Source organism: Streptomyces sp. NPDC126499 (genome assembly GCF_040302485.1).
Taxonomy (GTDB): Bacteria; Actinomycetota; Actinomycetes; order Streptomycetales; family Streptomycetaceae; genus Streptomyces.
The window spans coordinates 331,779-357,234 of record NZ_JBEOUO010000002.1 but is presented as its reverse complement, the minus strand read 5'-3'; the positions used below and the strand labels follow the sequence as shown (position 1 = coordinate 357,234).

22 protein-coding genes are annotated in these 25,456 nt (G+C 73.3%); 5 read left to right on the top strand and 17 right to left on the bottom strand.

The genetic code is table 11. The annotated features are described in order from the left end of the window. Positions 1 to 64: 64 nt before the first annotated feature. The 16 genes from ABTZ91_RS04280 to ABTZ91_RS04205 form a co-directional block, all read right to left on the bottom strand. On the bottom strand, positions 65 to 823 hold the full coding sequence (locus ABTZ91_RS04280; protein WP_352075583.1) for an SDR family oxidoreductase: 759 nt from the start codon (positions 821 to 823) through the stop codon (positions 65 to 67). 88 nt (positions 824 to 911) lie between these two features. Further along, positions 912 to 2,156, bottom strand: coding sequence for an MFS transporter (locus ABTZ91_RS04275; protein ID WP_352075582.1), 1,245 nt, complete (start codon positions 2,154 to 2,156; stop codon positions 912 to 914). Continuing rightward, entirely contained in the window at positions 2,153 to 3,421 is a 1,269-nt protein-coding gene (locus tag ABTZ91_RS04270; RefSeq protein ID WP_352075581.1) for an ATP-grasp domain-containing protein, read from the bottom strand. Before ABTZ91_RS04270 ends, ABTZ91_RS04275 begins: the two co-directional genes overlap by 4 nt. A gap of 193 nt (positions 3,422 to 3,614) precedes the next feature. Next, entirely contained in the window at positions 3,615 to 4,823 is a 1,209-nt protein-coding gene (gene rocD / locus ABTZ91_RS04265; protein WP_352075580.1) for an ornithine--oxo-acid transaminase, read from the bottom strand. Between the two features lie 27 nt (positions 4,824 to 4,850). Continuing rightward, entirely contained in the window at positions 4,851 to 6,173 is a 1,323-nt protein-coding gene (locus tag ABTZ91_RS04260; protein WP_352075579.1) for a GTP-binding protein, read from the bottom strand. A gap of 2 nt (positions 6,174 to 6,175) precedes the next feature. After that, entirely contained in the window at positions 6,176 to 7,048 is an 873-nt protein-coding gene (gene cysD / locus ABTZ91_RS04255) for a sulfate adenylyltransferase subunit CysD (RefSeq protein ID WP_352075685.1), read from the bottom strand. A gap of 89 nt (positions 7,049 to 7,137) precedes the next feature. Further along, positions 7,138 to 7,701, bottom strand: coding sequence for an adenylyl-sulfate kinase (gene cysC, locus ABTZ91_RS04250; protein WP_352075578.1), 564 nt, complete (start codon positions 7,699 to 7,701; stop codon positions 7,138 to 7,140). After that, positions 7,698 to 8,570, bottom strand: coding sequence for a [LysW]-aminoadipate kinase (locus ABTZ91_RS04245; protein WP_352075577.1), 873 nt, complete (start codon positions 8,568 to 8,570; stop codon positions 7,698 to 7,700). The genes cysC and ABTZ91_RS04245 overlap by 4 nt, the downstream gene beginning before the upstream one ends. A 22-nt stretch (positions 8,571 to 8,592) precedes the next feature. Then, complete coding sequence (gene argC / locus ABTZ91_RS04240) at positions 8,593 to 9,618, bottom strand: N-acetyl-gamma-glutamyl-phosphate reductase (RefSeq protein WP_352075576.1); 1,026 nt, start codon at positions 9,616 to 9,618, stop codon at positions 8,593 to 8,595. Between the two features lie 37 nt (positions 9,619 to 9,655). Further along, positions 9,656 to 9,829: a lysine biosynthesis protein LysW gene (locus tag ABTZ91_RS04235; RefSeq protein ID WP_345491119.1), complete on the bottom strand. Its 174-nt coding sequence runs from the start codon at positions 9,827 to 9,829 to the stop codon at positions 9,656 to 9,658. A 60-nt stretch (positions 9,830 to 9,889) separates the two neighbouring features. Then, positions 9,890 to 10,843 carry a transketolase C-terminal domain-containing protein gene (locus ABTZ91_RS04230; protein ID WP_352075575.1) on the bottom strand — a complete coding sequence of 318 codons (954 nt, stop codon included), beginning with the start codon at positions 10,841 to 10,843 and terminating at the stop codon, positions 9,890 to 9,892. Beyond that, positions 10,840 to 11,682 (bottom strand): transketolase, encoded by an 843-nt coding sequence (locus tag ABTZ91_RS04225; protein WP_352075574.1) that lies wholly within the window; start codon positions 11,680 to 11,682, stop codon positions 10,840 to 10,842. Before ABTZ91_RS04225 ends, ABTZ91_RS04230 begins: the two co-directional genes overlap by 4 nt. After that, positions 11,679 to 12,974 carry a DegT/DnrJ/EryC1/StrS family aminotransferase gene (locus ABTZ91_RS04220; RefSeq protein ID WP_352075573.1) on the bottom strand — a complete coding sequence of 432 codons (1,296 nt, stop codon included), beginning with the start codon at positions 12,972 to 12,974 and terminating at the stop codon, positions 11,679 to 11,681. The genes ABTZ91_RS04225 and ABTZ91_RS04220 overlap by 4 nt, the downstream gene beginning before the upstream one ends. Before the next feature lie 46 nt (positions 12,975 to 13,020). Then, complete coding sequence (locus tag ABTZ91_RS04215) at positions 13,021 to 14,073, bottom strand: BtrH N-terminal domain-containing protein (RefSeq protein WP_352075572.1); 1,053 nt, start codon at positions 14,071 to 14,073, stop codon at positions 13,021 to 13,023. Further along, complete coding sequence (locus ABTZ91_RS04210; RefSeq protein WP_352075684.1) at positions 14,070 to 14,654, bottom strand: hypothetical protein; 585 nt, start codon at positions 14,652 to 14,654, stop codon at positions 14,070 to 14,072. Before ABTZ91_RS04210 ends, ABTZ91_RS04215 begins: the two co-directional genes overlap by 4 nt. Before the next feature lie 129 nt (positions 14,655 to 14,783). Then, complete coding sequence (locus ABTZ91_RS04205) at positions 14,784 to 15,515, bottom strand: sulfotransferase family protein (protein ID WP_352075571.1); 732 nt, start codon at positions 15,513 to 15,515, stop codon at positions 14,784 to 14,786. Between the two features lie 278 nt (positions 15,516 to 15,793). Between ABTZ91_RS04205 and ABTZ91_RS04200 the strand changes: the two genes are divergently transcribed. From ABTZ91_RS04200 to ABTZ91_RS04180, 5 genes are read left to right on the top strand one after another with little or no spacing between them, the layout of a single operon-like run. Further along, complete coding sequence (locus tag ABTZ91_RS04200) at positions 15,794 to 16,672, top strand: RimK family alpha-L-glutamate ligase (protein ID WP_352075570.1); 879 nt, start codon at positions 15,794 to 15,796, stop codon at positions 16,670 to 16,672. Further along, positions 16,669 to 17,796: a M20/M25/M40 family metallo-hydrolase gene (locus tag ABTZ91_RS04195; protein WP_352075569.1), complete on the top strand. Its 1,128-nt coding sequence runs from the start codon at positions 16,669 to 16,671 to the stop codon at positions 17,794 to 17,796. The genes ABTZ91_RS04200 and ABTZ91_RS04195 overlap by 4 nt, the downstream gene beginning before the upstream one ends. Next, positions 17,793 to 21,908, top strand: a complete 4,116-nt coding sequence (locus ABTZ91_RS04190; protein WP_352075568.1) for an amino acid adenylation domain-containing protein — start codon at positions 17,793 to 17,795, stop codon at positions 21,906 to 21,908. Before ABTZ91_RS04195 ends, ABTZ91_RS04190 begins: the two co-directional genes overlap by 4 nt. Before the next feature lie 10 nt (positions 21,909 to 21,918). Then, positions 21,919 to 23,073: an acyl-CoA dehydrogenase family protein gene (locus ABTZ91_RS04185; RefSeq protein ID WP_352075567.1), complete on the top strand. Its 1,155-nt coding sequence runs from the start codon at positions 21,919 to 21,921 to the stop codon at positions 23,071 to 23,073. A 1-nt stretch (position 23,074) separates the two neighbouring features. Next, on the top strand, positions 23,075 to 24,313 hold the full coding sequence (locus ABTZ91_RS04180) for an acyl-CoA dehydrogenase family protein (RefSeq protein ID WP_352075566.1): 1,239 nt from the start codon (positions 23,075 to 23,077) through the stop codon (positions 24,311 to 24,313). A 96-nt stretch (positions 24,314 to 24,409) separates the two neighbouring features. On the opposite strand, the gene ABTZ91_RS04175 is transcribed toward ABTZ91_RS04180, so the two are convergent. Continuing rightward, positions 24,410 to 25,255 (bottom strand): response regulator transcription factor, encoded by an 846-nt coding sequence (locus ABTZ91_RS04175; RefSeq protein WP_352075565.1) that lies wholly within the window; start codon positions 25,253 to 25,255, stop codon positions 24,410 to 24,412. Between the last annotated feature and the right edge of the window lie 201 nt (positions 25,256 to 25,456).

Genomic DNA, 25,456 nt, shown 5'->3' with positions numbered 1-25,456 from the left:
GGGGGCCCGGCTCAAGAAGAGCCGGGCCCCCGCCCCGTCCTTGCGCACCGGCCCCGCGAGCCGCCTACTTCGGCGGCTGCGGGCGCAGGCGCAGGCCGTGCATGCCGTTGTCCACGGCGAGCACCGTGCCCACCGTCCCGCCCGACAGGGGGCTCGCCAGATACGCGATGGCGCCGGCCACCTCCTCGGCCGAGACCAGACGGCCCGTCGGCTGGAAGGCGTCGAGCGCGGCCCGCGCGGCGGCCGGGTCCTCGGTGTGGCGCAGGGACCGGGCGATCCACGGCGTGTCCGCCGAGCCGGGGGCGACGCAGTTGACCCGGATGCCCTCGCGGACGTGGTCCGCCGCCATCGCCAGCGTCAGCGCGAAGACCGCGCCCTTGCTGGCCGAGTACAGCACCCGCTGCTCCACGCCGGCCCACGCCACGACCGAGCAGGTGTTGACGATCGCCGCGGCGGGTGAGCGCCGCAGGTGGGGCAGCGCGTGCCGGGCGACCCTGACCATGCCGACCACGTTGACGTCGAGGACGCGCATCCACTCGTCGTCGTCGTTCGCGGCGACGTCCCCGATCGCGCCGATGCCGGCGTTGTTCACCACCACGTCGAGCCGGCCGAAGCGCTCGACCACGGCGTCCACGGCGGACGCGACCTGGGCGTCGTCGGTGACGTCGGCCTCGATGCCCACGATGCCGTCCGGGAGCCCGTCCGGCTTGAGGTCGAGGGCGGCGACCCGGGCGCCCCTGCTCCGCAGCAGTTTCGCCGTGGCCAGGCCGATGCCCGAGGCGCCGCCGGTCACGACCGCGACCAGTCCTTCGAAGTCACTCACGAGTTCTCTCCTGTCCGTTCGTCCGTGCAGGACCGTCTGGGAGACGCCGCCGGCGCCTGGCGGCACCGGGGCGTCGGAGCGTCGGGCGTCAGGGGGCCGGCTTCTCCTCCGCCGGCGCCGTGCGGCGGCGCGGCAGGGAGAGCTGGGCGGCCAGCACCCCGGCCACGGCGACCAGCAGCCACAGGGCCCAGGGGCCGAACGCGTACAGCGCGCCGCCGATCAGCGGTCCCGCGCCCGTGCCGATCGTGTACGCGACGCCGTGCAGGCCCTGGTAGCGCCCGACCATGTGCGGCGGGGCCAGGCTGCCCAGGTAGGCCATGGCGACGGAGCTGGTGAGCATCTCGCCGAAGGTCCACAGCAGGACCGTCGCCGCGAGCATCACCATGCCGGTGGTGAAGCCGGTCAGCGCGAGGCCGACACCGGTGATCAGGTTGCCGATGGCCAGGACGTACTCCGGCCGGTAGCGGGAGATCGCGCCGGTGATGGGCAGTTCGAGCGCGAGCACCAGCAGACCGTTGAGCCCGATGAGGAGGCCGAAGTCCCGCTCGGTCAGCCCCACCTCGTTGACGTGCAGCGGCAGTCCGACGGTGGACTGGATGTACACGAACTCGCAGAACACCGTCATGAGCAGGAAGCGGACCAGGGTGCGGTCGGCGAACGCCTGCCGGTAGCCGACGGCCTGCTCGGTCTTCTGCTCGGTGTGCTCCGCGCCGTCGAGGGTCTTCGGCGCGTCCCTCAGCAGCAGTGCCACGACCACGCCGAACAGCAGGCAGGCGGCGGCGTTCACCAGGAAGAGCTCGACGTAGGAGGTGCTGGCCAGCACACCGCCGATGACCCCGCCGAGGGCGGCGCCGACGTTCATGGCGAAGCGGAACACGCCGAAGGCGGCGAGCCGTTGCTGGTTGGTCGACACGGCGTCGACCAGCACGGCGGCGGCCGCGGGCCGGTAGATCTGGGAGGTCACGCCGATGAGGCCGACCACCGTGACGATGAGCGGCAGCGCTTCCAGGAAGGGCACGACGGTCGTGAGCCCGGCGGTGGTGACGGCGGAGAGCACGATGGTCCAGCGCCGGCCGATCCTGTCGGCGAGATAGCCGCCGACGGCGTTGCCGAGCACCTTGCCGAGACCGGAGATGCCGAGCACCAGGCCCGCCGCTCCGGCGGAGTAGCCGCGTTCGGTCAGGTAGAGGACGATGAAGACGGGCAGGAAGTTGCCGACCTGGTTGACCAGGATGCCGAGGCTGATGATCCAGACCCGGACGGGTAAGCGGCGTAAGGTCTGCCGGAACTTCGGCTCCTCGACGTCCGGCTGGTCGGGTGTCGCGGTGCTCATGCGACCGGCTCGGTGCGTACGCGGACGGCCTCGGCCAGCCGCTTGCTGTGGGCGATCGCGTCGGCGGCGTCGATGCCGCGGGCGATGACGTAGCCGCCGATGTCCTCGTTCCAGGTCAGCGGGTTGACCACGTCGCCCGGCCGCAGCTTCACGTGGAGGTCGACGAACGCCGGGTCGGCGCGCACCTCGTCGACGCCGGTGATCTCCACGACCCGGCCCGGCTCCGGCGTGAGGGCCTGGAGGGCGACGCCGGCCCGCGGGGCGGGCGACTCGGTCAGCGGCTCCACCATGCCGAACCGGATGCCGAGCGTGTAGCGCTCCATGTCGACGCCGTAGGCGGTCTCGACCATCTCGTTGACGCCGTACCCGCCGATGCGGTTGTGCGACTCGATGATCCGGGGGCCGCGCGGGGTGAGCCTGATCTCGGTGTGCGCGGGGCCGTTGCGCAGTCCCACCGCGTCGAGGAAGTCGGCCACCAACCGCCGTACCTCGTCGAGGGTTTCGTCCGGGTGGACGCTGGGCTGCGAGAGGCCGAGCTCGACGAAGCCGGAACCGCCTCCGAACGCCGCCTTGTCGGTGATCCCGACGACCACGTGCCGGCCGTCGAAGCTCAGCGACTCCACGCTGATCTCGGGGCCGTCCAGGTACTCCTCCATCAGGAACTCCTGGAAGGAGTCGGCGAAGGCCAGGTCGCCCGGGGCCCACGCCTTGTCGTCGAGGGACCGGTACCGTTCGGCGACCACGTCCACCTCGGCCTCGTCGCGGACGCAGAACACGCCGACGCTGCCCGACTCGCGGACCGGCTTGACGATGACCGGCAGCCCGTGGGCCGCGACGAAGTCCCGGAGGTCCCGCGCGGACCGGCCGATCGCGGAGGCCACCGGGCTGATGCCCTTGGCGGCCAGGTGCCGGCGCATCCGCCCCTTGTCCAGGAGCAGTTCGACGGTGTCGACAGACTCGCCGTCGAGGCCGAGCTCCTCGTTGATCCGCGCCGCCGGGAGCAGCCCGAGTTCGAACAGCGCCACGGCGGCCTGGAACGGATACGTGTCGTGCAGCGCCCGGGCCAGCGGAAGGAGCCGGTCGATGTCGCCGTAGTCGACGAGCAGCGCCTGGTCGACGTACGGCCAGTGGCCTCGGTCGTAGGCGTCCGGGTACTGGGCGTGAACCACGTCCAGACCGAGCTCCCGGGCCTTGCGGACAAGCTTGAGCTTGCCGCCGATGACCAGGATGCGGGGCCGTCCGGTGGGTTCGACGTCGAGTGACACAGTGGCTCCTTCTCTCACGTTCCGACCGGCGGGTTCGCCGGGAGTCGGAAGGGGCGTCACGACGAAAGGGGGATCGGTCCGGCAGGTCCGTGCGGAAGGCCGCACGGAGGCGCGGCGGCCTCGGGTCCGTCCCCGTGGGGTCGAGACGGTCGGACTTCGGCAGACTATCGCGCACGGGGGCGGGCGGTCCGGGTCATCCGAGGACCCCGGCGATCGCCTCGACGCCGAAGTCGATCTCCTCCCGGGTGATCACCAGCGGCGGTGCCACCCGGAGGTGGCCGTTGTTCTCCTTGCAGAGCAGACCGCGCTCCAGCAGCGCGTCGGACACGTCGATCCCGGTGGCGCGGCCCTCGGCGATCTGCACGCCGGCCCACAGGCCGCGGCCCCGGACCTCGGCGACGCCGTCGAGTTCGCGGAGCCGGGCGTGCAGATACGTGCCGAGTTCGCGCGAGCGCTCCTGGAACTCGCCGGTGGCGAGCAGCCGGACGACGGCGCGGCCGACGGCACAGGCCAGCGGGTTGCCGCCGAAGGTCGAGCCGTGCTCGCCGGGCTTGAGCACATGGAGGACGTCGGCGCGGCCGACCACGGCGGACACCGGCATCAGGCCGCCGCCGAGGGACTTGCCGAGGGCGTAGAGGTCGGCGCGGACGCCGTCGTGGTCGAGGGCGAGGGTGGCGCCGGTACGGGCCATTCCGCACTGGACCTCGTCGGCGACGAACAGGGTGCGGGTGTCGTCGCACAGCTGGCGGACCTCGCTGAGGTAGCCCTTGGGCGGGACGACCACGCCCGCCTCGCCCTGGATCGGTTCGAGGAGGACGGCCGCCGTGTTCGGGCCGACGGCCTCGCGCAGGGCGTCGATGTCGCCGAAGGGCACGACCCGGAAGCCGGGGGTGAACGGGCCGAACTCCTTGCGGGCGAGCGCGTCGGTGGAGATCGAGACCATGGTGGTGGTGCGGCCGTGGAAGTTGGCGCCGGCGACAACGATCTCGGCGGCCCCGTCCGGCACGCCCTTGACCTGGTAGGCCCACTTCCTGGCGACCTTCACGGCCGACTCGACCGCCTCGGCGCCGGTGTTGGCGGGCAGCACCGACTCGGTGCCGGTCAGCTCGGCCAGTTCGCGGCAGAACAGTCCGAACTGGTCGTTGTGGAAGGACCGGCCGGTCAGGGTGAGGCGGTCGAGCTGCGCCTTGGCCGCGGCGACGATGTCGGGGTGCCGGTGGCCGAAGTTGAGCGCCGAGTAGCCGGCGACGAAGTCGAGGTGGCGCCGGCCGTCCTGGGCGGTGACCCAGGCGCCCTCCCCGTGGGTGAGCACCACCGGCAGCGGGTGGTAGTTGGGGGCGCTCCAGCGCTCGGTGAGGGCGATGTGGTCGGGAGTGGAGGTGGCGTCGGCGGTGGTGTTCATGGCCTGCTTCACCCTTTCGGCGGTGGGTCAGTGGTCCGGCTGGTGGTCGGCCCCCGCGTCGACCATGCCGGCGCTGAGGGTCGCCCCGTCCTGCGGATCGATCAGCAGGAACGAGCCGGTGCGCCGGTTGTCGGCGTAGTCGTCGACGGCGAGCGGCTCGGCGGTGAGGATCCGCACGCCGCCGATGTCGTTGCCGGCCAGTCCGTCCTGGCAGGGCAGCCGGCGGGCGACGGCGATGTCGGTGCGGTAGGTGACGCTCTCCACGAGGGCCGGGACGGTGCGGGTGGTGTGCTTGAGCAGCACCCGCTGTCCGGTGCGCAGCGGGCGGTCGTCGAGGTGGCAGACGGTGGCGGTGAGGCGCCGTTGCGGCCGGGGGGCCGGGTCGGCGGTGAGGACCTCGCCGCGCGCGACGTCGATCTCGTCGGCGAGGCGGACGGCGACGGACTGCGGGGCCCAGGCGACGTCGGTCTTTCTGCCGAGCACGCTCAGTCCCACGACGGTGCTGGTCGCGCCGGCGGGCTGCACGACGACGGGGTCGCCGACCCTGAGCAGGCCGGAGGCGAGCTGTCCGGCCAGCCAGCGTTCCACCGTCTGCCGGTCGCCGGAGGGCTGCCGGATCACGTACTGCACGGGAAGGCGCAGCGGCTTCCCGGTCGGGTCCGCTCCGAGCGGTACGTGCTCCAGGTGGGCGAGCAGCGTGTCGCCGGTGTACCAGTCCATGGCCGTGGACGCCTCGACCACGTTGTCGCCGGCCAGCGCGGACATGGGGATGGCGACGGCGCCGGTGAGTCCCAGCTCGCCCGCCCGCGCGGTGAACTCGTCGACGATCGCGGTGAAGACGGACTCCTCGCAGTCGACGGCGTCCATCTTGTTGACCGCGAGCACGACATGGGGCACCCGCAGCAGGGCCGTGATCGCCGCGTGCCGCATGGTCTGTTCGACCACGCCCTTGCGCGCGTCGACGAGGATCACCGCCAGGTCCGCGGTGGAGGCGCCGGTCACCATGTTCCGCGTGTACTGCACGTGGCCGGGTGTGTCCGCGAGGATGAAGCGCCGCCGGGGCGTCGCGAAGTAGCGGTAGGCCACGTCGATCGTGATGCCCTGCTCGCGTTCCGCCCGCAGGCCGTCGGTGAGGAGGGCCAGGTCGGGGTCGTCCTGTCCGCGGCGGCGGGACGCCTCCTCGATGGCGGCCAGCTGGTCGGCGAGCACGGACTTGGTGTCGTAGAGCAGCCGGCCGACCAGGGTGGACTTGCCGTCGTCGACCGATCCGCAGGTGGCCAGGCGCAGCAGGCCGCCCGACCGGCGCGGGGACGCGCCGGCCCGTCGCGCTTCCGCGATGTCCGTTGACATGTCTAGAAGTACCCTTCTCGCTTGCGGTCCTCCATGGCAGCCTCGGACAGGCGGTCGTCGGCCCGGCTCGCGCCGCGTTCGGTCACCCGGCTCGCCGTGATCTCGGCGATCACCGCCTCGACGGTCGCGGCGGAGGAGTCGACGGCGCCGGTGCAGGACATGTCGCCGACCGTGCGGTAGCGGATCTGCCGCTCCTCCAGGGGTTCGTCGTCCCGGGGGCCGCCCCAGTCGCCGGGCGTCAGCCACATGCCGTCGCGCCGGAACACCTTCCTGCGGTGCGCGAAGTAGATCTCGGGCAGCTCGATGCCCTCGTGCTCGATGTACTGCCACACGTCCAGCTCGGTCCAGTTGGACAGCGGGAACACCCGGACGTGTTCACCCGGCTCGTGCTGCCCGTTGTACAGCTGCCACAGTTCGGGGCGCTGCCGACGCGGGTCCCAGGCGCCGAACTGGTCCCGCAGGCTGAAGACGCGTTCCTTGGCGCGCGCCTTCTCCTCGTCGCGCCGGCCGCCGCCGAAGACCGCGCCGAAGCGCCCGTCGCGGATCGCGTCGAGGAGCGGCAGGGTCTGCAGCGGGTTGCGGGTGCCGTCGGGGCGTTCGCGGAGCGTGCCGTTGTCGATGTAGTCCTGTACGGACGCGACGTCGAGCCGCAGGCCGTGCTTCTCGACGATCCGGTCCCGGTAGGCGATCACTTCGGGGAAGTTGTGGCCGGTGTCGACGTGCAGCAGCGAGAAGGGCAGCGGCGCCGGGGCGAACGCCTTGAGCGCCACGTGCAGCATGACGATCGAGTCCTTGCCGCCCGAGAAGAGCAGCGTGGCCCGGTCGAACTCGCCCGCCACCTCGCGGAAGATGTGCGCGGCCTCGGCCTCCAGCATCTCCAGGTGGGTGAGCGGGGTGACCGCCGGTGCGGGCCGCGGTCCGGTGTCCCCCGGCCGGTCGTTCACCGCGGCCCCCGCGACGGCGGTCACGACAGCCCGCGTGCGGTGAGCAGCGCACGCAGTTCCCGGACGGACTCCTCGACCGTCCGGTCCTCGGTGTCGAGGCGCAGATCGGGGTCGACCGGTGCCTCGTAGGGGTCGTCCACCCCGGTGAGTCCCCTCAGGCCGCCGGCCGCCTGCCGGGCGTAGAGGCCCTTCACGTCCCGGCCGGCGCAGATCTCGAGTCCGGTCGCCACGTGCACCTCCAGGTACGGGACGCCCAGCGCCGCGTGCCGTTGCCGCACCGCGTCGCGGGAGACCGCGTACGGGGCGATCACGGGCACGAGGACGGTGACGCCGTGGGCGGCGAGCAGCCCGGCGACGTAGCCGATGCGCCGTACGTTGGTGTCCCGGTCCTCCTTGGAGAATCCCAGTTCCGCGGAGAGGGCGGCGCGGACCTCGTCGCCGTCGAGCACCTGGACCCGGTGTCCTTCGGTCCGCAGCCGCTCGGCGAGGCCGAGGGCGAGGGTGGTCTTTCCCGCGCTCGGCAGTCCGGTCAACCAGACCGTGCCGCCCTGCCACACGGCCGGTTCGCCGTTTGGTTCGGTCATGTTCGGTGCTCCCTTTCGCGCGGGCCGGCGGTGACCTGCCCTGCGTCCGTCATGGTTACGGTGGTGCCGCTGCCGGCCAGTGCCCGGCTGACCGGCTGGTCGGCCCGCCCGTCCGCGATGCGGACCTGCGCCACTCCGCCGGCCAGTGCCTCGCGGGCCGCGACGAGCTTGAGGGCCATGCCGCCGCCGGCGAACCGGCCGGGCGCGCCGGTCGCCGGCACCTCGTAGGCGGGCATCACGCTGGTGTCGTCGTCGGGGTCGGCGAGCACGCCGGGTGCGCCGGTCAGCAGCACCAGCCGTTCGGCGCCGAGCGCGGCGGCGAGGGCCGCCGCGGCACGGTCGGCGTCGACGTTGACGGGCTGGTCGTGCTCGTCGATCGCGGGCGGTGAGACCACCGGCACGAAGCCGGCGGCGAGCAGGGCCTTCGCCGGTCCGGTGCGCACGCCGGTGAGCCGGCCGCTGAGGTTGTCCCGGACCAGGACGGTCCGGCCGTCCACGACGGCCCGGACGGCGGCCTTGCGGCGGGCCCGCAGCATCCCGCCGTCCAGGCCGGTGAGGCCGACGGCGGGCACCCCGAGCCGGGTCAGCTCGGCGACCATCCTCGGCTTGACCGAGCCGGCCAGGGCGAGGACGACGACCTCCAGGGTGGCCGGGTCGGTGTACCGGGTGGTCACCTGGTCGGGGGCGACCAGGGTGCGCTGTGGGACACCGAGCTTCCCGGCCAGCCGGGCGATCTCCCCGGAGCCTCCGTGCACCAGGAGGACGGACTGTCCCTCGCCGACGAGTTTCGCCACGTCGGCACAGATGCCCTCGGCGTCGACGGCCGGATTGCCGCCGCACTTGACGACGGTCAGCGGTCTGGTGGTCACGGTGTCTCCAGTTCTCCGGGGCTCAGGCGGGGTGCAGACCGGTGAAGGACAGACCGAGGTTCTCGGGCCAGCCCATGCGGATGTTCAGGCACTGGACCGCGTTGCCCGCGCCGCCCTTGACGAGGTTGTCGAGTGCGGCGATGGTCACCAGCCGGCCGGTCTCCTCGTCGACGGCGTAGCCGACGTCGCAGAAGTTCGAGCCGAGCAGGATCTTCGGCTCCGGGTAGCGGAAGGTGCCGCGCTTGTGGGCCACCAGGCGGACGAACGGCTCGTCCTGGTACTGCTCGCGGAAGGCCCTGCGTACCGCCGCCTCGTCCACGCCGGGGCGCAGCGTGGCGTGGCAGAGGGTCTGGACGCCGCGCACCGCCTCGACCCCGGTCGCGGTCATGGCGGCCTCGACGCCGAGGTGCCGGGCGATCTCGGCCTCGTGGCGGTGCCCGGTGGGTGCGAACACCCGCATGGCGCCGCTGCGTTCGGCGTGCAGGTTGGCCTGGCCCGCGGTGGCGCCGGAGCCGCTGGAGCCGGTACGGGCGTCGATCTGGACCTTCGGCTCGACCAGGCCCCGCGCCACCAGCGGGTACAGCGCGAGCACGCCGGCCACCGCCATGCAGCCGGGCACGCTGACCAGGTCGGCGCTGCCCAGGCGGTCCCGGTGGAGCTCGGGGATGCCGGGGACGAAGTCGCCGAGCAGGTGCGGGGCGGCGTGCTCGACCCCGTAGTAGCGCTCGAAGACCTCGGGGTCGTCGAGCCGGAAGTCGCCGGTGAGGTCGAAGACCTGCTTGGCCCGTCCGATCCAGCGGTCCATCTGCGTCATCGCGGCGCGGTGCGGGGTGGCGAGGAAGACGGCGTCGCAGTCCTCCACCTCGTCGGCCGTGCAGAAGAGGAGATCGGTGGCGGACCGCAGGTTCGGGTGCACCCCGTCGACCCGCTTGCCGGGGAAGCGGGACGAGACGGCGCCGACCACCTCGACCTCGGGGTGGCCGACGAGCAGGCGCAGCAGTTCGCCGCCGATGTAGCCGGCCGCGCCGACCACCGCGACGCGGATCACGAGGCGGCTCCGGTGAGACGCGTGGGTACGGGCACGGCTACTCCCCCCAGTCCTCTTCGACCTCGGGCGCGAGGGCGAGCACCGCCGGGCTCAGCGCCACGATCTCCAGTTCGCTGCGGCAGCCCGCACACTCGACGATCTCGTTGAGCCGTACGGAGTCGCTGATCTGCACCGCGTCCTCGCACTCCGGGCAGGCCTGCGTTGTGGTCATGGGAAGGTGTCCTTTCGCGTTCGGCGGGTCGGGTCACGGGTCTGGGCACGGTGTCGTGCCTCAGCGGATCGTGGCGGAGAGGGCGGCGGTGTCGAGGGCGGTACGGACCGTCCTCACCACCCGCTCCGCGGTCAGGTCGTAGTGGGTGACGAGGTGTTCCTGGTTGCCGACCGTGTCGACGAACCGGTCCGGCATGCCGAGGCGCAGCACCCTGGTGGGCGAGGTCTGCTCGGCGAGCGCCTCGGCGACGGCGCCGCCGAGGCCGCCGCTGCGCCAGTGCTCCTCGACGGTGACGACGAGCCGGGCCGGGCGGGCCGCGGCCGTCAGCGTCTCCGTGTCGAAGGGCCGCAGGGTGTGCAGGTTGAGGACGGTGGCCTCGATGCCGTGCCCGGCCAGGACGTCCGCCGCGGCGAGGCAGGCGAGCACCGGGTACGGGCCGCAGGCGGCGAGCACCACGTCGCCGCCCTGGCGCAGTGTCTGCGCCTTGCCGATGACGGGCGGCGGGGCCTCGGGCAGCGCCGGCGTCGGCTTGCGGCCGAGCCGGACGTAGAGGGGCCCGGACACGTCCGCGCTCTGCGCGACGAACGCCTCCGTGGCGGCGGCGTCGGCGGGGACCACGACGGTCATGCCGGGCAGCACCCGCAGCACGGCGAGGTCTTCGAGGGCCTGGTGGGTGGGGCCGAGGTGGCCGGCGGCGAGTCCGCCGTGGGTGGCCATGATGCGCACCGGCAGCCGGTTGTAGGCGATGTCGATCTTGATGGCTTCCAGGGCGCGGGACGCGGCGAACGCGGCCATCGTGTTGACGAACGGGATCCGTCCGCACGCGGCGAGCCCGGCGGCCATGCCCATCAGGTTGTGCTCGGCGATGCCGAGGTTGACGTACTGCTCGCCGGCCGCCGCCGCGTGGTCCGCGCCGAACAGGCCGGTGTCGCTGTCCAGGCAGATCAGCTCGGGGTGCCGTTGGAGCATCGGCAGCAGGGTGTCCCGGTAGGCCTCACGGGTCGCGCGGCTCATCCGGCGCTCTCCGTGGTGCGCAGGGCGGCCCTCGCCCGCGCGTGGTTGCGCGGGGACAGGGTCACGTAGTGGCTGGCGGCCCGTCCGGCGAGGAACGGCAGGCCGTGGCCCTTGACCGTACGGGCGATCAGGACGCTCGGCCTGCCCGGCTCCCAGGGCGCGGCCGCCAGGTGGTCGGCGAGCTCGGCCGCGTCGTGGCCGTCCACGTCGCGGACCGCCCAGCCGAAGCTGCGCCAGCGGTCGGCCAGCGGTTCCATCGGCGCGATGCCGTCGGTGGCGCCGGTCAGTTGCAGGCCGTTGCGGTCGACCACGGCGACCAGGCGGTCGAGCCCGAGGGAGGCGGCGGCGATGGCCGCCTCCCACACGGACCCTTCCTGGAGTTCGCCGTCGCCGAGCAGGACGAAGCTGCGCGCGTCGCGGCCCGCGGAGCGGTGGGCGAGGGCGAATCCGCAGGCGAGCGCGAGACCGTGGCCGAGCGAGCCGGTCGGCAGCTCGACGCCGGGCACCGCCCGTACCGGGTGGCCCATCAGCCGGCTGCCGGGCCGCCCGTAGCCGGCGAGTTCCCCGACCGGGAAGAAGCCCCGTTCGGCGAGCGTCGCGTAGAGGGCGACGGCGGCATGGCCCTTGCTGAGCAGGAAGCGGTCGCGGTCCGGGTCGTCGGGCCGCTCGGGATCCACGTTCAGCACGGAGAAGTAGAGGGCGGTGAGCACCTCGACGCTGGAGAAGGCGCCGCCGAGGTGGCCGCCTTCCGGTCCGGCGCACATGTCGACGACGTGCGCGCGGATGCGTGCGGCGACCTCTTCGAGGGTGTCGAGCGCGGTTGCCTGGGGGGCGGTCATGAGGCGGCTCCCGCGAGGGTGGCCACCATGTCGGTGTTCGCCCACACCTTCTCGAAGGCGTCGGCGTAGGCCCGCAGCAGCTCGCCCGAGCCCGGGTGGAGGTGACGCTTCTGCAGGGTCAGGGAGTCGGCGATGATCGCGCGGGCCACCGGGTGGTCCTCCCCCGGCGCCGGCGCGGGGGCGCCGGTGACGGTCCAGGGGTAGCCCCTGCCGAAGCCGACCCGGTCGACGAAGACCTTCTGGTCGGGCAGCGGCATCAGCTGGTACTGCGACATCGGCACCCCCTCGGCGCGCAGCAGCCGCCGCAGGGCGGCGCGCAGGGCCTCCGGCCGTACGCCGTCCAGGCCGAGCGCGGCCGCGTCGAACCGGAAGCGCAGGATGTGCCAGGCGTGGGTGGTGTCGGGGAGCGCGGTGGGCACCCGCAGGCCGGGCAGCTCGGCGAGCCGCCCGAGGAACTCGGTGACATTGCGCTGCCGCGCGCGCTCGTAGTCGTCGAACCGGGCCAGCTGGGCGTCGGTGAAGGCGGCCTGGAGGGCGTTCATCTTGTGGTTCCAGCCGAGGCCGTAACTGATGTAGTCGCGGTCCCGGCCGGCCTCGATGACCTCGCCGAACTGGCGGCCCTTGCGCACCGCTTCGGCGAGCTCGGCGCTGCCGGTCACGAGCAGACCGCCCTCGCCGCAGGTGGGGATGTTCTTGGTGGCCTGGAGGCTGAAGGCGCCGGCGTCGCCGAGGGAGCCGACGGGCCGGCCACGGTGGGTCGCGCCCGGTGCCTGGGCGGCGTCCTCGACCACGGCGAGGCCGTGCCGGCGCGCGATGTCGGTAATGCGGTCCATGTCGGCGGGGGCGCCGTGCAGGTGGACCGGGATGATCGCCCGGGTCCGGTCGGTGATCCGGCGCTCGACGTCGTCCGGGTCGATGTTGAAGGTGACCGGGTCGACGTCGGCGAACACGGGCACGGCCATCTGGTGCACCGGCGCGAGCCCGGTGGCGATGAAGCTGAGCGCGGGCACGATCACCTCGTCGCCCGGTCCGACGCCGAGCGCGGCGAGCGCGAGGGACAGTGCGGCGGTGCCGGTGGAGACCGCCACGCAGTGTTCGTGGCCGAACTTCCGCGCCCAGCGCTCCTCCAGGGTGGACACGGGGTTCGCGCCGTCCGAGTTCGACACCAGTCTGGCGCCGTCGAGGGCGTCGATGACGGCCTTGCGGTCCTCGTCCTCGACCAGCGGCCAGTCCACCCGGCGCCGGTCCCTGGGCACGGCCGGCGAACCGCCGAACGCTGCCAGCTTGCTCATCACAGTCCTCTCGACATGGTCACGGTGGTCGGGTCGCCGTGCGCGGTCACAGGCGTGCGGCCGCCGCGCCGACGGCGTCGACCGCACGCGCGTAGGTGCCGCGCAGCACGGTGGTGTGGTGGGCGATGTCGGCCGCGACCGCCGAGGCGTCGTCGAGACCGTGCGCGCCGGTGATCCGCAGCCCGGTCCAGGCGTGCGCGACGGCCTCGACCGCCCGTCCGGCCCCGGCGAGCTGCGGGTCGCCCCACTCGTGGCCGCATCGGCGCAGCAGTTCACCGTGGAGGGAGGCCTGCGCCTGCATGCCCCAGCCGAAGGGGTACAGCTCGCGCAGCGCGCCGGCGTCTCCGGCGCGGCACCGGTCGAGGAGTTCGCCGGCGAAGGCGTCGAACCCGGCGAGGCCCGTGCGGTCCGGGCCCGCCGTGGTGAAGCCCTCGACGTCGGTGCGCAGGAAGCCGCCGAGCAGTTCGGGCGTCAGCGGCGGGGGCACGGTGTCGAGCCGGACGTCGAGGCAGCGCCGGCCGATCCGCGAGTCGCTGAAGAAGGCGTCCTGCACGTCGGTCGGGTTGGCCGAGCCCCAGCTGCGCAGGAACGCCTCGATCGGGACGGCGCCACGGAACGCGGGCGGCATCGCGTCGGAGACGTGGACCAGTCCGCGGACCTCGTCCAGGCCGTAGACCACCACGAGGTGGGCGGCGTGGACGTCTCCGTACGCGGGCCGGAACGGCAGGTGGAAGTTGTCGACGGCGGCGATGACGGGCCGGTCGTCGGCCAGCGCCTCGCGCATCTCCCGCCACACGTCGTCCTCGTCGGCGGGCTGCCACCAGCGGGCGCGCAGCTCGTGGTGCGGGGCCAGGGCGGCGCCGAGGTCGCCCGTGCCGGAGGCGTCCGGCGGGCACGGGTAGTAGAACTCCTCGGACCGTACGTCGCCCGGCAGGTGCAGGAACCGCCAGCCCGCGCCGAGCACGGCCAGCGGGTCGGCGCCCGCGCGCGCCACCAGCGTGCCGAACGTGGCCTGCAGACAGCTGATCAGGTCGCGGTACCACCACTCCGGTTCCGGCCCGATGATCATGTACGTGCGTGCCGTGACGTCGCCGGTCATGCGGCGGCCTCCGTTCGCTGCAGGGTGAGCGCGAAGACGTGCACCGCGACGTTGCGGGGCAGCCGGACGCCGGCGAGGCCGGCGCGCCGGGTGACCGGCACCCGCTGCGCCCACATCACGGCGGAGACGTCCCGCTGCACATGGTGCGGGTAGTGCATGACCAGGCTCTCGAAGGCCTTGACCTCGCCGAACCAGGCGGGCGCCGACCAGAAGTCGGAGACCCGCAGGGCCTCGGCGTCGACCGAGCCGTCGGCGAAGTGCAGTTCGACGGTGTCCTCGCAGCGCCGTTCGGACGCCGCGAGCACGTGGATCCAGTCGTAACGGCCCTCGGGCAGCGCGAGGAACTGTCCCGCGCAGCGGATGTTGTCCGGCCCGTCGCAGACCGGGGGGAACCGGAAGGGAACGCCCGCCACGTGGACGAGACTTCCGCCCGCGGGCAGGTACTCGGCGGCGAACGAGTTTCCCCACACGTTGAAGGCCCCCGCTTTGGTGTTCGTCGCCGCGGAAATCGCCGTGTTGTCGAGATGGGCGGAAATATCGACCGTTTCGCAGAGCCGATCGATGGCGGAGGGCGCCGGCATGCCCGTCAAGTGATCCCCCTCACTGGAATGCCGTGTGATGCCGTGTAGTGCCGTCTCATGGTGCCGAGCCGGATTCATGTGCGCGCATTTCTTTGGGATCGCGATTTCCCCGGAATGACGAGACGGAGATCAGGGGCGAATCGCGGCGGCGCGCAGTTCCTCGTAGTACGGCAGGTGGTAGTCGCGGTAGGCCCGCAGCACCGGATTCGCCTCGACCGTCTCGGCGCCGCGGCCGGAGCCGCGGGTGAAGCCGGCGGTCCTGCTGGTCGATTCGTGCCACCGGCTGGTCGCCTCCCACTCCGACCGCATGCCGGGCTGCCAGCTCAGGGCGTCCGGGAGGAAGGGGATGCCGACCGCCGAGCAGTATGCCCGCACGGTGTCGGCGGGCCGGTCGAGCAGGTAGTCCGAGTCGACCACGACCGGGGTGGCGCCGGTGGCGTCCCGTACGGCCGTGAAGATCTCGTGCAGCCGGGCGAAGCCGATCTCGTCCCGGCCGAGGTCCGGGTTGAGCGCATGGTGCGAGGCGATGGCCTCGGCCGGGTGACGGATGATGAAGGTGTGCGTCGCGGCCGCCAGAAAGGCCCGGTCGGCGAGCAGCGCCGGATAGTGGAAGTCCGTGGTGTCCTTGAAGAAGACGGGCGTGCGCGCCGCCATGTCCCGCAGTGCCGCGAGCACGTCCCGCTCGCCGCGCGCGACCCGGTCGCCGACCTTCACCTCACCGAAATCGACCACCTGCGAGAACGGTTCGTGCACGACGACGCGGTCGCCCCGCTCCGCCATCATCCGGGCGAATGCGGTGGAGCGACTGCGCGGTGCGCTCCACAGCGCGAGCACCGGTATCCGTTCTGATATGTGGTCCACGGTTTTCCCTTCCCTCTGGCGCGGTCGGCGTACAACCGGGCGGAAAGCGTGCGGTGAACTATTGCGTCAGGCGTTCGGAATCCCGTCAAGAGTGGCACGGGCGGCGCCCGCGCCGGGTAAGCGAGATACGCAGCCGTGCGGGCCGAAAGTAAACGCGATGCGTCGCCCCGGATGAGCTTGTCGCGGACGCGCCCGCCGCCGGCCGGCCGTAACGTCCGTGCGACGCGGCAGACCGGTTGCGCCGTCCGGTCAACCGGTGGTCCTACGACGGAGGTCACGTGTCAGCGACACCAGAGCACCCGGGGGACGGCAGGATCGCCGTACTCGCCAGCAGGGTCGGCGCGGACGAGAAACGGCTGTTCGACGCACTCGACCGGCGCGGTGTCCCCTTCGACCACGTCGACACGCGCGGGCAGTGGTTCACCGCCGGCCGGCGCGCGCTGCCGTGGACGCACGTGCTGAACCGCGAGATCGGCCAGACCCGCGCGGCGTACGCGGCCCGCTGCCTGGCGGCTGCGGGGGTCGAGGTGGTCAACAGCGCGGAGGCGACCGAGGTGTGCGGCGACAAGTGGCGCACCACCCTGGCGTTGCAGGCGGCCGGGCTGCCGACCCCGCGCACCGCGCTGGGTCTCACCCCGAAGGCCGCCCTGGACGCCCTGGACCACATCGGCTATCCGGCCCTGGTCAAACCGCTGGTCGGCTCCTGGGGCCGGCTGGTGGTCCGGCTGCCGGACCGGGCCGCCGCGGAGGGCGTGTTCGAGTACGTTGCCGCGCTGCCCGGCCCGCAGTCGCACCTGGGATACGTCCAGGAGCTGATCGACAAGCCCGGCCGGGACATCAGGGCGATCGTGGTCGGCGGTGAACTCGTGGGCGCGGTGTACCGGACCGGCGAGTTCTGGCGCACCAACGTGGCGCTCGGCGCGCAGACCCGGCCGTGCGAGCCATCGGCCGAGATCACCAAGCTGTCGGTCGAGGCCGCCTCGGCCGTCGGTGCCGACGTCGCCGGTGTCGATCTGATCGAGGACCGTGACGGCCGGCTCCTGGTCCTGGAGGTCAACCACCGGGTGGAGTTCTCCGGCTTCCAATCCGCGTTCGGCGACCGGGTCGACGTCGCGGACCGCATCGTCGAACACCTACGGGAGCGAGCGCAACGATGAACTGGGCTTTCACTTCGTCCGGGCAGGTCACCGAGACGAGCGCGGTCGGGCTGCTGCGCGGCATGCTGGAGATCCCGTCCTCCTCCTACCAGGAACGCGCGCTGGCCGACTTCCTGGCCGAGGCGATGGCGGACCTGGGCTTCGAGGCGCACATCGACGTGGTGGGCAACGTCATCGGCGTGATCGAACGCGGCGACGGCCCGACGCTGATGCTGCTCGGCCACATGGACACCGTCCCGGGTCACGTCCCGGTCCTGTCCGAGGACGGCAGGCTCTACGGCCGGGGAGCGGTGGACGCGAAGGGACCGCTCGCGGCGATGATCTGCGCGGCGGCCGGCGCGGTGGACTTCCGCGGCCGGATCGTGGTGATCGGCGTCGTCGAGGAGGAGACGCCGTGCTCCCGCGGGGCGATGGCGATCCGCTCCACCCACGACCGGCCGGACGCGCTGATCGTCGGCGAGCCGAGCGGCTGGTCCAGCGTGGTCATCGGCTACAAGGGCAAGCTGGACCTGCGCTACACCGTCAAGGTGCCCGCCACGCATCCGAGCAACCCGACGCCGAAGGCCTCCGAACTGGCCGTCGCCTGCTGGGACGCGCTGGTCGAGCTGCTCGGTCCGGACGCGGGCCACGGCGCCTTCGCCCAGCCGGGCGCCACGCTCTGTCAGCTCAACGGCGACCTGACCTCGGCGACGGCCGACCTCAGCGTCCGCACCCCGCCGGGCTTCGACGCCGACGGCCTGGTGGACGCCCTGCGCGACCGGCTGCCGGCCGGCCGGCTCGAGGTGCTGAACTCGGTGGCGGCCTGCCGCGCGGACCGGTCCAACCCGGCGGTCCGCGCCCTGGTGTCCGGCATCCGGCGGCTGCACGCCCAGCCCCGGCTGGTGGTGAAGACGGCCACCTCGGACATGAACACCCTCGCCGAGGTGTGGGACATCCCGATGGCGACCTACGGTCCGGGCGACAGCAGGCTCGATCACGCAGACACCGAGCACATCGTGCTCTCCGACTATCTGCGCGGCATCGACGTGCTGTCCGCCGCCATCGCGGAGCTGGCGCAGGTGCCGCCGCAGCGCTCGGACGACCAGGTGACCGCCGTGCCGCTCGCCGAAAGGAGTCTCGGATGACCGACCTGACCCAGCGTCTGGCCGCGCTGCCCGCCGAGCGCCGCGACCGGTTCCTCGCGCGGCTGAAGGAGCGGACGGAGAGCGCGGCCCGGCGGGGTCCGACGCCTCGCGGGAACACCGGTCCGGCTCCGCTCTCGCACGCGCAGCGGACCGTGTGGTACCTCGGCCACCCGGCGGCGGACGCTCCCTCCTCCCCCGTCACGCTGTGCCTGCGGCTCCAAGGAGCCCTGGACGAGGCCGCGTTGCGCAGCGCGCTCGCCTCGCTCGCGGCCCGCCACGAGACGCTGCGCACGGCGGTCGTGGAGCGCGAGGGCGGCCCGGTGCAGGAGGTCGTGCCGGGCGTCCGGGTCGACCTGCCGGTGATCGAGGCGCCCGGTGACGGCCCGGAGGAACGGCTCGCCGCCGCGCGGGCCCTCGTGGCCGAGCGGGCCGGTGAGCCGTTCGACGTGGCGAGGGCGCCGCTGTGGCGGGCGGCACTCGTCAGGGTGGCGCCCGAGGACCATCTGTTCCTGTTCACGGCGCACCCGCTGGTGTGCGACGAGGGTTCGCTCACGGTCCTCACCGGTGAACTGGCCGAGTCCTACCGGGCGTTGCGGGACGGCGGTGATCCGCGGCTGCCGGAGCTCGCCGTGCAGTACCCGGACCACGCGGTGTGGCAGCACGACGCGCCGGCCGCCGACGGGCTCGACGGGCCGGCCGCGTACTGGCGGGACACGCTCGCGGGCGCCGAGGTGCTGGAGTTCCCGACCGACCGGCCGCGCGGCGACACGCTCGCCCCGGCCGACCGGACCGCCCGTTTCCCGCTCGGGCACGAGGGCCTGGAGGGGGCCAGGGAGCTGGCCCGGCAGGAGGACGCGACCCCGTTCGACGTCCTGGCCGCCGCGTTCTTCGTCTTCCTGCACCGCTATTCCGGTCTGGACGACCTGGTGATCGGCACGCCGGACGACAGCACGCGGCCCGCCGCCCTGTCGTCGGTCATCGGCCCCTTCACCACCCCGGTGGTGCTGCGCGGGGACGTCTCGGGCGACCCGGGCTTCCGTACGCTGGTCCGGCGGGTCGCGCGGGTCACCCGGGACGCGCGGGCCCACGGCGGCCTGCCCTTCGACCGGCTGGTCGAGGCGGTGGACCCGAGCCGGGACCCCTCGCGCGCGCCGCTGTTCCAGATCGTGTTCTCGCTGCGGGAGGCCGGCACCGCACCCGCCCTGCCCGGACTGGTGACCTCGCGGGAGACGGTCCCGTCCGGCACGTCCCCGTTCGACATGAGCTGGCACGTGGTGGAGCCGGGCGCTGCCGGGCAGGACGCCGCCCTGGACATCGAGTTCGCCACGGCCCTGTTCGACGCCGAGAGCATCGCCCGGTTCGCCCGGCACTACGACGGACTGCTGCGCACCCTGACCACGGCCCCCGACGCGCCGTTGTCCGCCGCCGAGGTGCTGAGCCCGGCGGACCGGGAGTTCCTGGCCGAGGTCAGCCGCGGGCCGGTGCGGCCGATCCGCGAGACCACGATCGTGGAACAGTTCGAGGCGCGCGTCCGGGAGGCGCCGGACGGCGTGGCCGTCGTCGTCACGGACACCGCGACCAGCTACGCCGAGCTGAACGCCCGCGCGAACCGGCTCGCCGCCCTGCTGCGCGGGCGCGGCGCCGGTCCCGGCACGAGGATTGGTCTGTGTCTGCGCAGGAACGTGGACCTGCCGACGGCGGTGCTCGCGGTGCTCAAGACCGGCGCCGCCTACGTGCCGCTCGATCCGACGCATCCGCCCGCGCGGGTCGCGGAGATCGCCGCCGACGCGGGGGTGAGCGCGGTCCTCGCGCACGCCGAGGTCGCCGGGGCGGTGAGCGCGGTCGCCGCGCCCGTGGTGACCCTGGACGACGTGCGGACGGAGCTCGCGGCGCTGCCCGACGGCGATCCCCCGCTCGCGGCCGCGCCCGGCGACGTCGCGTACGTCATCTACACCTCGGGCAGCACCGGCCGACCGAAGGGCGTGCTGCTGGAACACCGCGGGGTGGTCAACTTCATCGACTCCACGCGGGAGTTGTTCGAGCTGACACCGGCCGACCGGGTGCTCGGCTTCGCGTCGACGACCTTCGACGTCTCCGTGTTCGAGATCTTCTCGGCGCTGCTGACCGGGGCGCGGCTGTGTCTGGCCACCGAGGACGAGCGGCTGTCCATCGACCGGCTCCAGGCGCTGATGGAGCGGGCCGGCATCACCGTCATCGACCTGCCGCCGACGGTGATGCCGCTGCTCGCGCCGGAGCGCTTCACCGATCTGCGGATCGCGTTCGTCGGCGGCGAGGCGTTCAGCGGTGAGCTGGTGAACCGGTGGAACCCGGGCAGGCGGCTGTTCAACGGCTACGGCCCCACCGAGTGCACCGTGACGATGATCGTCGAGGAGTGTCCGGGCACCTGGGACGCCTCGCCGCCGATCGGCCTGCCGATGACCAACCACGTGGCGCACGTCCTCGACCGGGACCTGCGTCAGGTGCCGGTCGGGGTGCCGGGCGAGCTGGTGATCGGCGGTGCCGGTCTGGCGCGCGGCTATCTCGACCGGGACGAGCTGACGGCGGAGAAGTTCATCCCCGACCCGTTCGGCACGGCGCCCGGCGGGCGGCTGTACCGGACCGGTGACCTGGTGAAGCGGCTGCCGGACGGACGGCTCGTCTTCCTCGGCCGGCTCGACCAGCAGGTGAAGATCCGCGGCCTCAGGATCGAGCTCGGCGAGGTCGAGTCGGCGCTCGCCGGCGTCCCCGGCGTCGGGCCGGTCACCGTGCGGCCGTGGACGGACGAGGCCGGCGACAAGCACCTGGTCGGTTACGTGACGGGGATCGACGAGCAGCGGCTGCCGTCGGTGCGGGAGCATCTGGGCACGCTGCTGCCCTCGTACATGATCCCCTCGTACTTCGTCGTCCTCGACGAACTCCCGCTCACCAGCAGCGGAAAGGTGGACTGGCGCAGGCTGCCCGCGCCGGACCCGAGGACGGCGGGCGAGGGCGCGGGCGAGGAACCGCGGACCGCGACCGAACGGGTGCTGCTGCGCGAGGTGCTGGCGCCGCTGCTGCGCAACGACCGGCTCGGGGTGCACGACGACTTCTTCCTGGCGGGCGGCAACAGTCTCCAGGCCGCCCAGCTGATGTCGGCGATCCAGCGCAGGTTCGGGGCGGAGATCGCGCTCGGCGACTTCTTCGTCTCCCCCACCGTCGCCCACCTGGCCGCCACCGTCGACACGGTCCGCGCCGCGCGGACCGGTGACGACGACACGCTGGACGCGCTCGACCGGCTCCTCGCGGACCGCCGTACGGCCGCGGCACCGCCTGCCCGGGCGGCGGACGACGGCCGGGCGCCGGTGCCGATGCGGGGGCCCGGACCGGCGCGGCTGATCCTGCTGCACCCCTCGGGCGGTGAGCTGTTCTGCTACGTCCCGCTGGTCCGCGCGCTGCGTGAGGACATCGGGGTCGTGGGCTTCGCCGCCGATCCGCGCGACGCGGCCGTGGCTCCCGAAGAGGGCATGGAGGCGGCCGCGCGCCGGATCGCGCGGGCCCTGACCGCGGCCGGCCTGCCGGAGCCGTACTGCCTGGCGGGCTGGTCCTACGGCGGCGTCCTCGCCTTCGAGGTGGCCCGGCAGCTGGAGCGGTCGACCGGAGCGCGGCCCCCGGTGGTGCTGATCGACGCCTCGTACGAGGAGGACGTCGAGCCGCTCGACGAGCGGACGGTACGGCGCCGGTTCGTGCACGACGTGGCCCGGCTCGCGGGCCACGACGGCCCGTCGGTACGCGCGGTCCTCGACGACGACCCGTCCGCCGAGCCCCTCGACATCCGCAAGACGCTGACCTCCCTCGACGTCCGACTCGACCTGGACGACGAGGAGTTGGACCGCCGCTTCACCGTCTTCCGGGCCTGTGCGCTGGCCTTGCAGAGCTACCGCCCGCCAAGCCCGTACGGCGGTCCGGTCACCGTCCTCGCCACCACGCCCCGCGACGCCGTGGAAGCGGAGTGGCGGGCGGTGAGCACGGGCCCGTTCCGCGCCGACGACCTGCCCGGCGACCACTACACCCTGTTCGCGCAGCCGGCGCTGAGCCGGGTCGTCGCCGCGATCGAAGAGACGCTCGCCCCCTGAGGAGACGCACATGCGGTTCGGATTCACCGAGGAACAACAACGGTTCCGGGCGGACGTACGGCGGGCGCTGCGCTCCCCCGAGGTACGGGCGGCGGCGGCCGAGGCCACCTGCGCGGACGGCGTCGAGCCGGACCAGCGGCCGCTGTACCGCCTGCTCGGCAAGCTGGGGTTGCTCGCCGTGCACTGGCCCGCCGAGTACGGCGGAGCGGACCGTCCGCTCACCGACGCCGCGATCGTCGCCGAGGAACTGGTGCGCGCGGGAGTGCCGGACACCCTGCACGTCAACACCATCCAGATCATCGGCCAGTTCCTGCTGATGGCGGGCAGCACCGCGCAGAAGCGACGGCATCTGCCGGCGCTGGCCCGCGGCGAACGCTTCGGCTCGGTGCTCTACACCGAGCCGGACGCCGGATCGGACCTGGGCGCGCTGCGGACGGTGGCCGAGCCGGACGGCGACGGCTACCGGATCACCGGCACGAAGGTGTTCAGCCTCAAGTCGCGCTTCGTCGACCTCGGCCTGTGCGCGGCCCGTACGACGCCGGGAGCCGGGAAGTACCAGGGCATCAGCCTCTTCCTGGTCGACATGGACGCCCCCGGTGTGACCGTGTCCGTGATCGCCAGCGCCAACGACGAGCAGTTCCACCGCGTCGACCTGGACGCGGTGCCGGTGGCGGGGGACGACCTGCTCGGCCCGCGCGACCAGGGCTGGCCGCTGCTCAACGAGGCGCTGGCCATCGAGCGCACCGGCCTCGACTATCACCTGAAGGCGGAGTACTGGCTGGAGGCGGCGCTCGAGGCGCTGGTCGAGCGCGACCCGGACGCCGCGCACGACGCCCACCTGGAACGGATCGGCCGCTGGGAGGGGGCGCTGGCCGCCGACCACGCCCTGGCCTGGGAGGTGCTCACCGGACTCGCGGCCGACCGGGTCGACCCGGTCGCCGCGGCCGTCGCCAAGTACCACAGCAGCGAACTCGCCCAGGCGATCGCCTCGTGGGCCGTCGACGTCCCCGGCCCCGGGCAGCGGGCCCGCCGCACCCGGGCGGCCGTGACACTGGACTCCGCCTATCGGGAGGCGCCGGGGCTCACGCTCTCGGCGGGCACCTCCGAGGTGATGTTGCAGATCATGGCCACCGCGTTCGACTCCATCGGACAGGAGAAGCGCTGAGATGGACCTGACCCCCGATCCGCTGCTCGTCCGGTTGCGCACGGCCGTGCGCACGTCCCTGGCCGGGGTGCCCGTACGGCCCGAGGTGCACGGCGCGCCGGTGACCGACGGGGCCCGTGGCCCTGCCCGTACGGTGCTCGACGAACTGGAGGCGGCCGATTTTGAACGGCCCCTCGCCGCCGGGGGCCTCGACCTGGGGCTCACGGCCGGGGTGCTGGTCAGCGAGGAGCTCGGCCGGGCGGCGTGCGGGAACGCCTACCGGGGCGACGCGCTGGCGGCCGACGTGGGCGGCCCGGCGGGCGCGGCGGCGGCCGGGTTCGAGGCGCTGCCGGCCGGCACCGGCGTGACCGCGACGCCCCGGCCGGGCGGCTGGGCGCTGACCGGCACGGCCACGGTCGACGACGCCGCCCCGGCGACGCTCCTCGTGGCCACCAGGACCGACGACGGGCCGGTGCTCGTCGCGGTGGCCGCCGACGCGCCGGGCGTCCGCGTGGAGCCGGGCTGCTGGCCGCCGGTCGTCCGTTTCGAGGCGACGCCGGTGACGGCGGCGGACGTGGTGGGGCGGCTCGACGACGCGCCCGCCGGCCCGCTGGCGCGGGCGCGGCTGCGGCAGGCCGCCTATCTGCTGGGGATCGCCGACGGCGCGCACCAGATCGCGGTGCGGTACGCCGGTGTCCGGCGGCAGTTCGACACCCGGCTGCGGGACCTGCCCGCGGTGGCCTTCCCGCTGGCGCGGGGCATGGTGGCCCTGCGGGCGACGAGGGCGGCGGTGTACCGGGGGGCCTGGCTGATCGACGCGGGCCCGGGGACGGGCACGGGGACGGGCGCGGGGACGGGCGCGGGCGCGGGCGCGGACCTCGGCTCGGGCCCAGACCTCGGCTCGGGGACGGGCGCGGGCCCGGTCCTCGGCTCGGGGACGGGGTCGGGCTCGGACCTCGACTCGGGGTTCGGCTCCGGCTTCGGCTCCGGGGAGGACGTGGACGGCACCGCGCCGGTCGTCGCCCTGGCGATGGCCGCCGAGACCGCGCGTGAGGTGGTGCGGTCGTCCATGCAGAGCTGCGGCGTACGGGCGATGACGACGGAACTCGGTCTGCACCGTTACTTCCGGCTGGCGGCGGCCGAGTCCGTCCGCTACGGCGAGCCCGCCGCCCTGTGGCGCCTGGTCGGCGCCGCCCGCCTCGACCGTGCCAGGCGCGCGGCCCGGCGGCCCGCCCCGGCCCGTACGGCCGAGCCGGCCTGAGCACGGCCCGGTCCCCGCTCACGGCCCCCGGCACGCGTCGCCGGGGGCCGTCCCGCTGTCGCCGCACGGTGCGGACAGGCCCGGAGGCACGGGCGCCTAGATGAGCCCGGACCGGAAGGCGAGGGACACCAGCTGGGCGCGGTCGCGGACGCCGAGTTTGGTGCGCACCCGGTAGAGGTGGGTCCGGACGGTGGCGACCCCGATGGTCAGCGCGCGGGCCACCTCCTCGGTGGACATGCCCCGGGCCACCATCTGGGTCACCTCCCGTTCGCGCGGGGTCAGTTCGGTCACTTCCGGGTACGGTGCCGAGTCCGGGGTGTCCGGCTGCTCGCGGAACCAGGTGACCAGACGGTGGGCGATGTCCGGCGCGAGCACCGTCCGGCCGGCGGCCGCCGCACGGATCGCCGTGACCAGCTCCTGAGGGCTCGCGTCCTTGCCGAGCAGACAGCTCGCGCCGGCGTGCAGGACGTCGCTGACGGTCTTGTCGGCATCGGAAATGCGGGTGAACACCACGATGTTCGGCGGCGCTTCCTCTTTGCCGAGCCTGCGGATCATTTCCAGGCCGGAAATGGTCCGCAGATTCAGATCGGTGACCACGACGTCGGGCCGCGCGGTCCGCACCAGGACGATGGCCTCCATACCGTTGTCGGTGGTGCCGATCACGTCGATGTCGGGCACGGCATCGAGAAGGGTGCGTAAACCGTCCCCGATCACCGGCAGTTCGTCGCAGATGAGTACTCGAATGGTCATTGTGTCACGCCTCCATGGGGGTAGCTGGAAGCCTCCCCCGGCGCGGTCGAGATCGTCGCCGCGCCGAGTTCCAACCGTCTGATCGCCATACCGGTGACCTGCGCCCGGGCAGTGCGCCGACGGCACCGGAACCCACCACTCCGGCCTCCCCGCGCCCGTACCGAGATCCCGCACCGTGAACAGCGCGAACAAGGTGATGGTCTACGGACGGGCCGGTCTGCAGCCGTCCGTCGGCGCCGCACAGGACCGGGGTGTGGATCCTCGGTGCACCGCTCTGGTCAGCATCTGCGTTTCCCCCTCGTTCTACGCCGCAACTCACGGGTCGTGTTCACTCACCGCTCCAGGGAGCGGGCCTCACCATCGACCGGAGAGCGGCGCCGCGGACGCCCGGCG

Bases quoted from the DNA above. Each gene is read 5' to 3' on its own strand.
- ABTZ91_RS04275 (WP_352075582.1), bottom strand. From the start codon at position 2,156: ATGAGCACCGCGACACCCGACCAGCCGGACGTCGAGGAGCCGAAGTTC.
- rocD (WP_352075580.1), bottom strand. From the start codon at position 4,823: ATGAACACCACCGCCGACGCCACCTCCACTCCCGACCACATCGCCCTC.
- ABTZ91_RS04260 (WP_352075579.1), bottom strand. From the start codon at position 6,173: ATGTCAACGGACATCGCGGAAGCGCGACGGGCCGGCGCGTCCCCGCGC.
- cysD (WP_352075685.1), bottom strand. From the start codon at position 7,048: ATGCTGGAGGCCGAGGCCGCGCACATCTTCCGCGAGGTGGCGGGCGAG.
- cysC (WP_352075578.1), bottom strand. From the start codon at position 7,701: ATGACCGAACCAAACGGCGAACCGGCCGTGTGGCAGGGCGGCACGGTC.
- ABTZ91_RS04235 (WP_345491119.1), bottom strand. From the start codon at position 9,829: ATGACCACAACGCAGGCCTGCCCGGAGTGCGAGGACGCGGTGCAGATC.
- ABTZ91_RS04230 (WP_352075575.1), bottom strand. From the start codon at position 10,843: ATGAGCCGCGCGACCCGTGAGGCCTACCGGGACACCCTGCTGCCGATG.
- ABTZ91_RS04225 (WP_352075574.1), bottom strand. From the start codon at position 11,682: ATGACCGCCCCCCAGGCAACCGCGCTCGACACCCTCGAAGAGGTCGCC.
- ABTZ91_RS04220 (WP_352075573.1), bottom strand. From the start codon at position 12,974: ATGAGCAAGCTGGCAGCGTTCGGCGGTTCGCCGGCCGTGCCCAGGGAC.
- ABTZ91_RS04215 (WP_352075572.1), bottom strand. From the start codon at position 14,073: ATGACCGGCGACGTCACGGCACGCACGTACATGATCATCGGGCCGGAA.
- ABTZ91_RS04210 (WP_352075684.1), bottom strand. From the start codon at position 14,654: ATGCCGGCGCCCTCCGCCATCGATCGGCTCTGCGAAACGGTCGATATT.
- ABTZ91_RS04195 (WP_352075569.1), top strand. From the start codon at position 16,669: ATGAACTGGGCTTTCACTTCGTCCGGGCAGGTCACCGAGACGAGCGCG.
- ABTZ91_RS04190 (WP_352075568.1), top strand. From the start codon at position 17,793: ATGACCGACCTGACCCAGCGTCTGGCCGCGCTGCCCGCCGAGCGCCGC.
- ABTZ91_RS04185 (WP_352075567.1), top strand. From the start codon at position 21,919: ATGCGGTTCGGATTCACCGAGGAACAACAACGGTTCCGGGCGGACGTA.
- ABTZ91_RS04180 (WP_352075566.1), top strand. From the start codon at position 23,075: ATGGACCTGACCCCCGATCCGCTGCTCGTCCGGTTGCGCACGGCCGTG.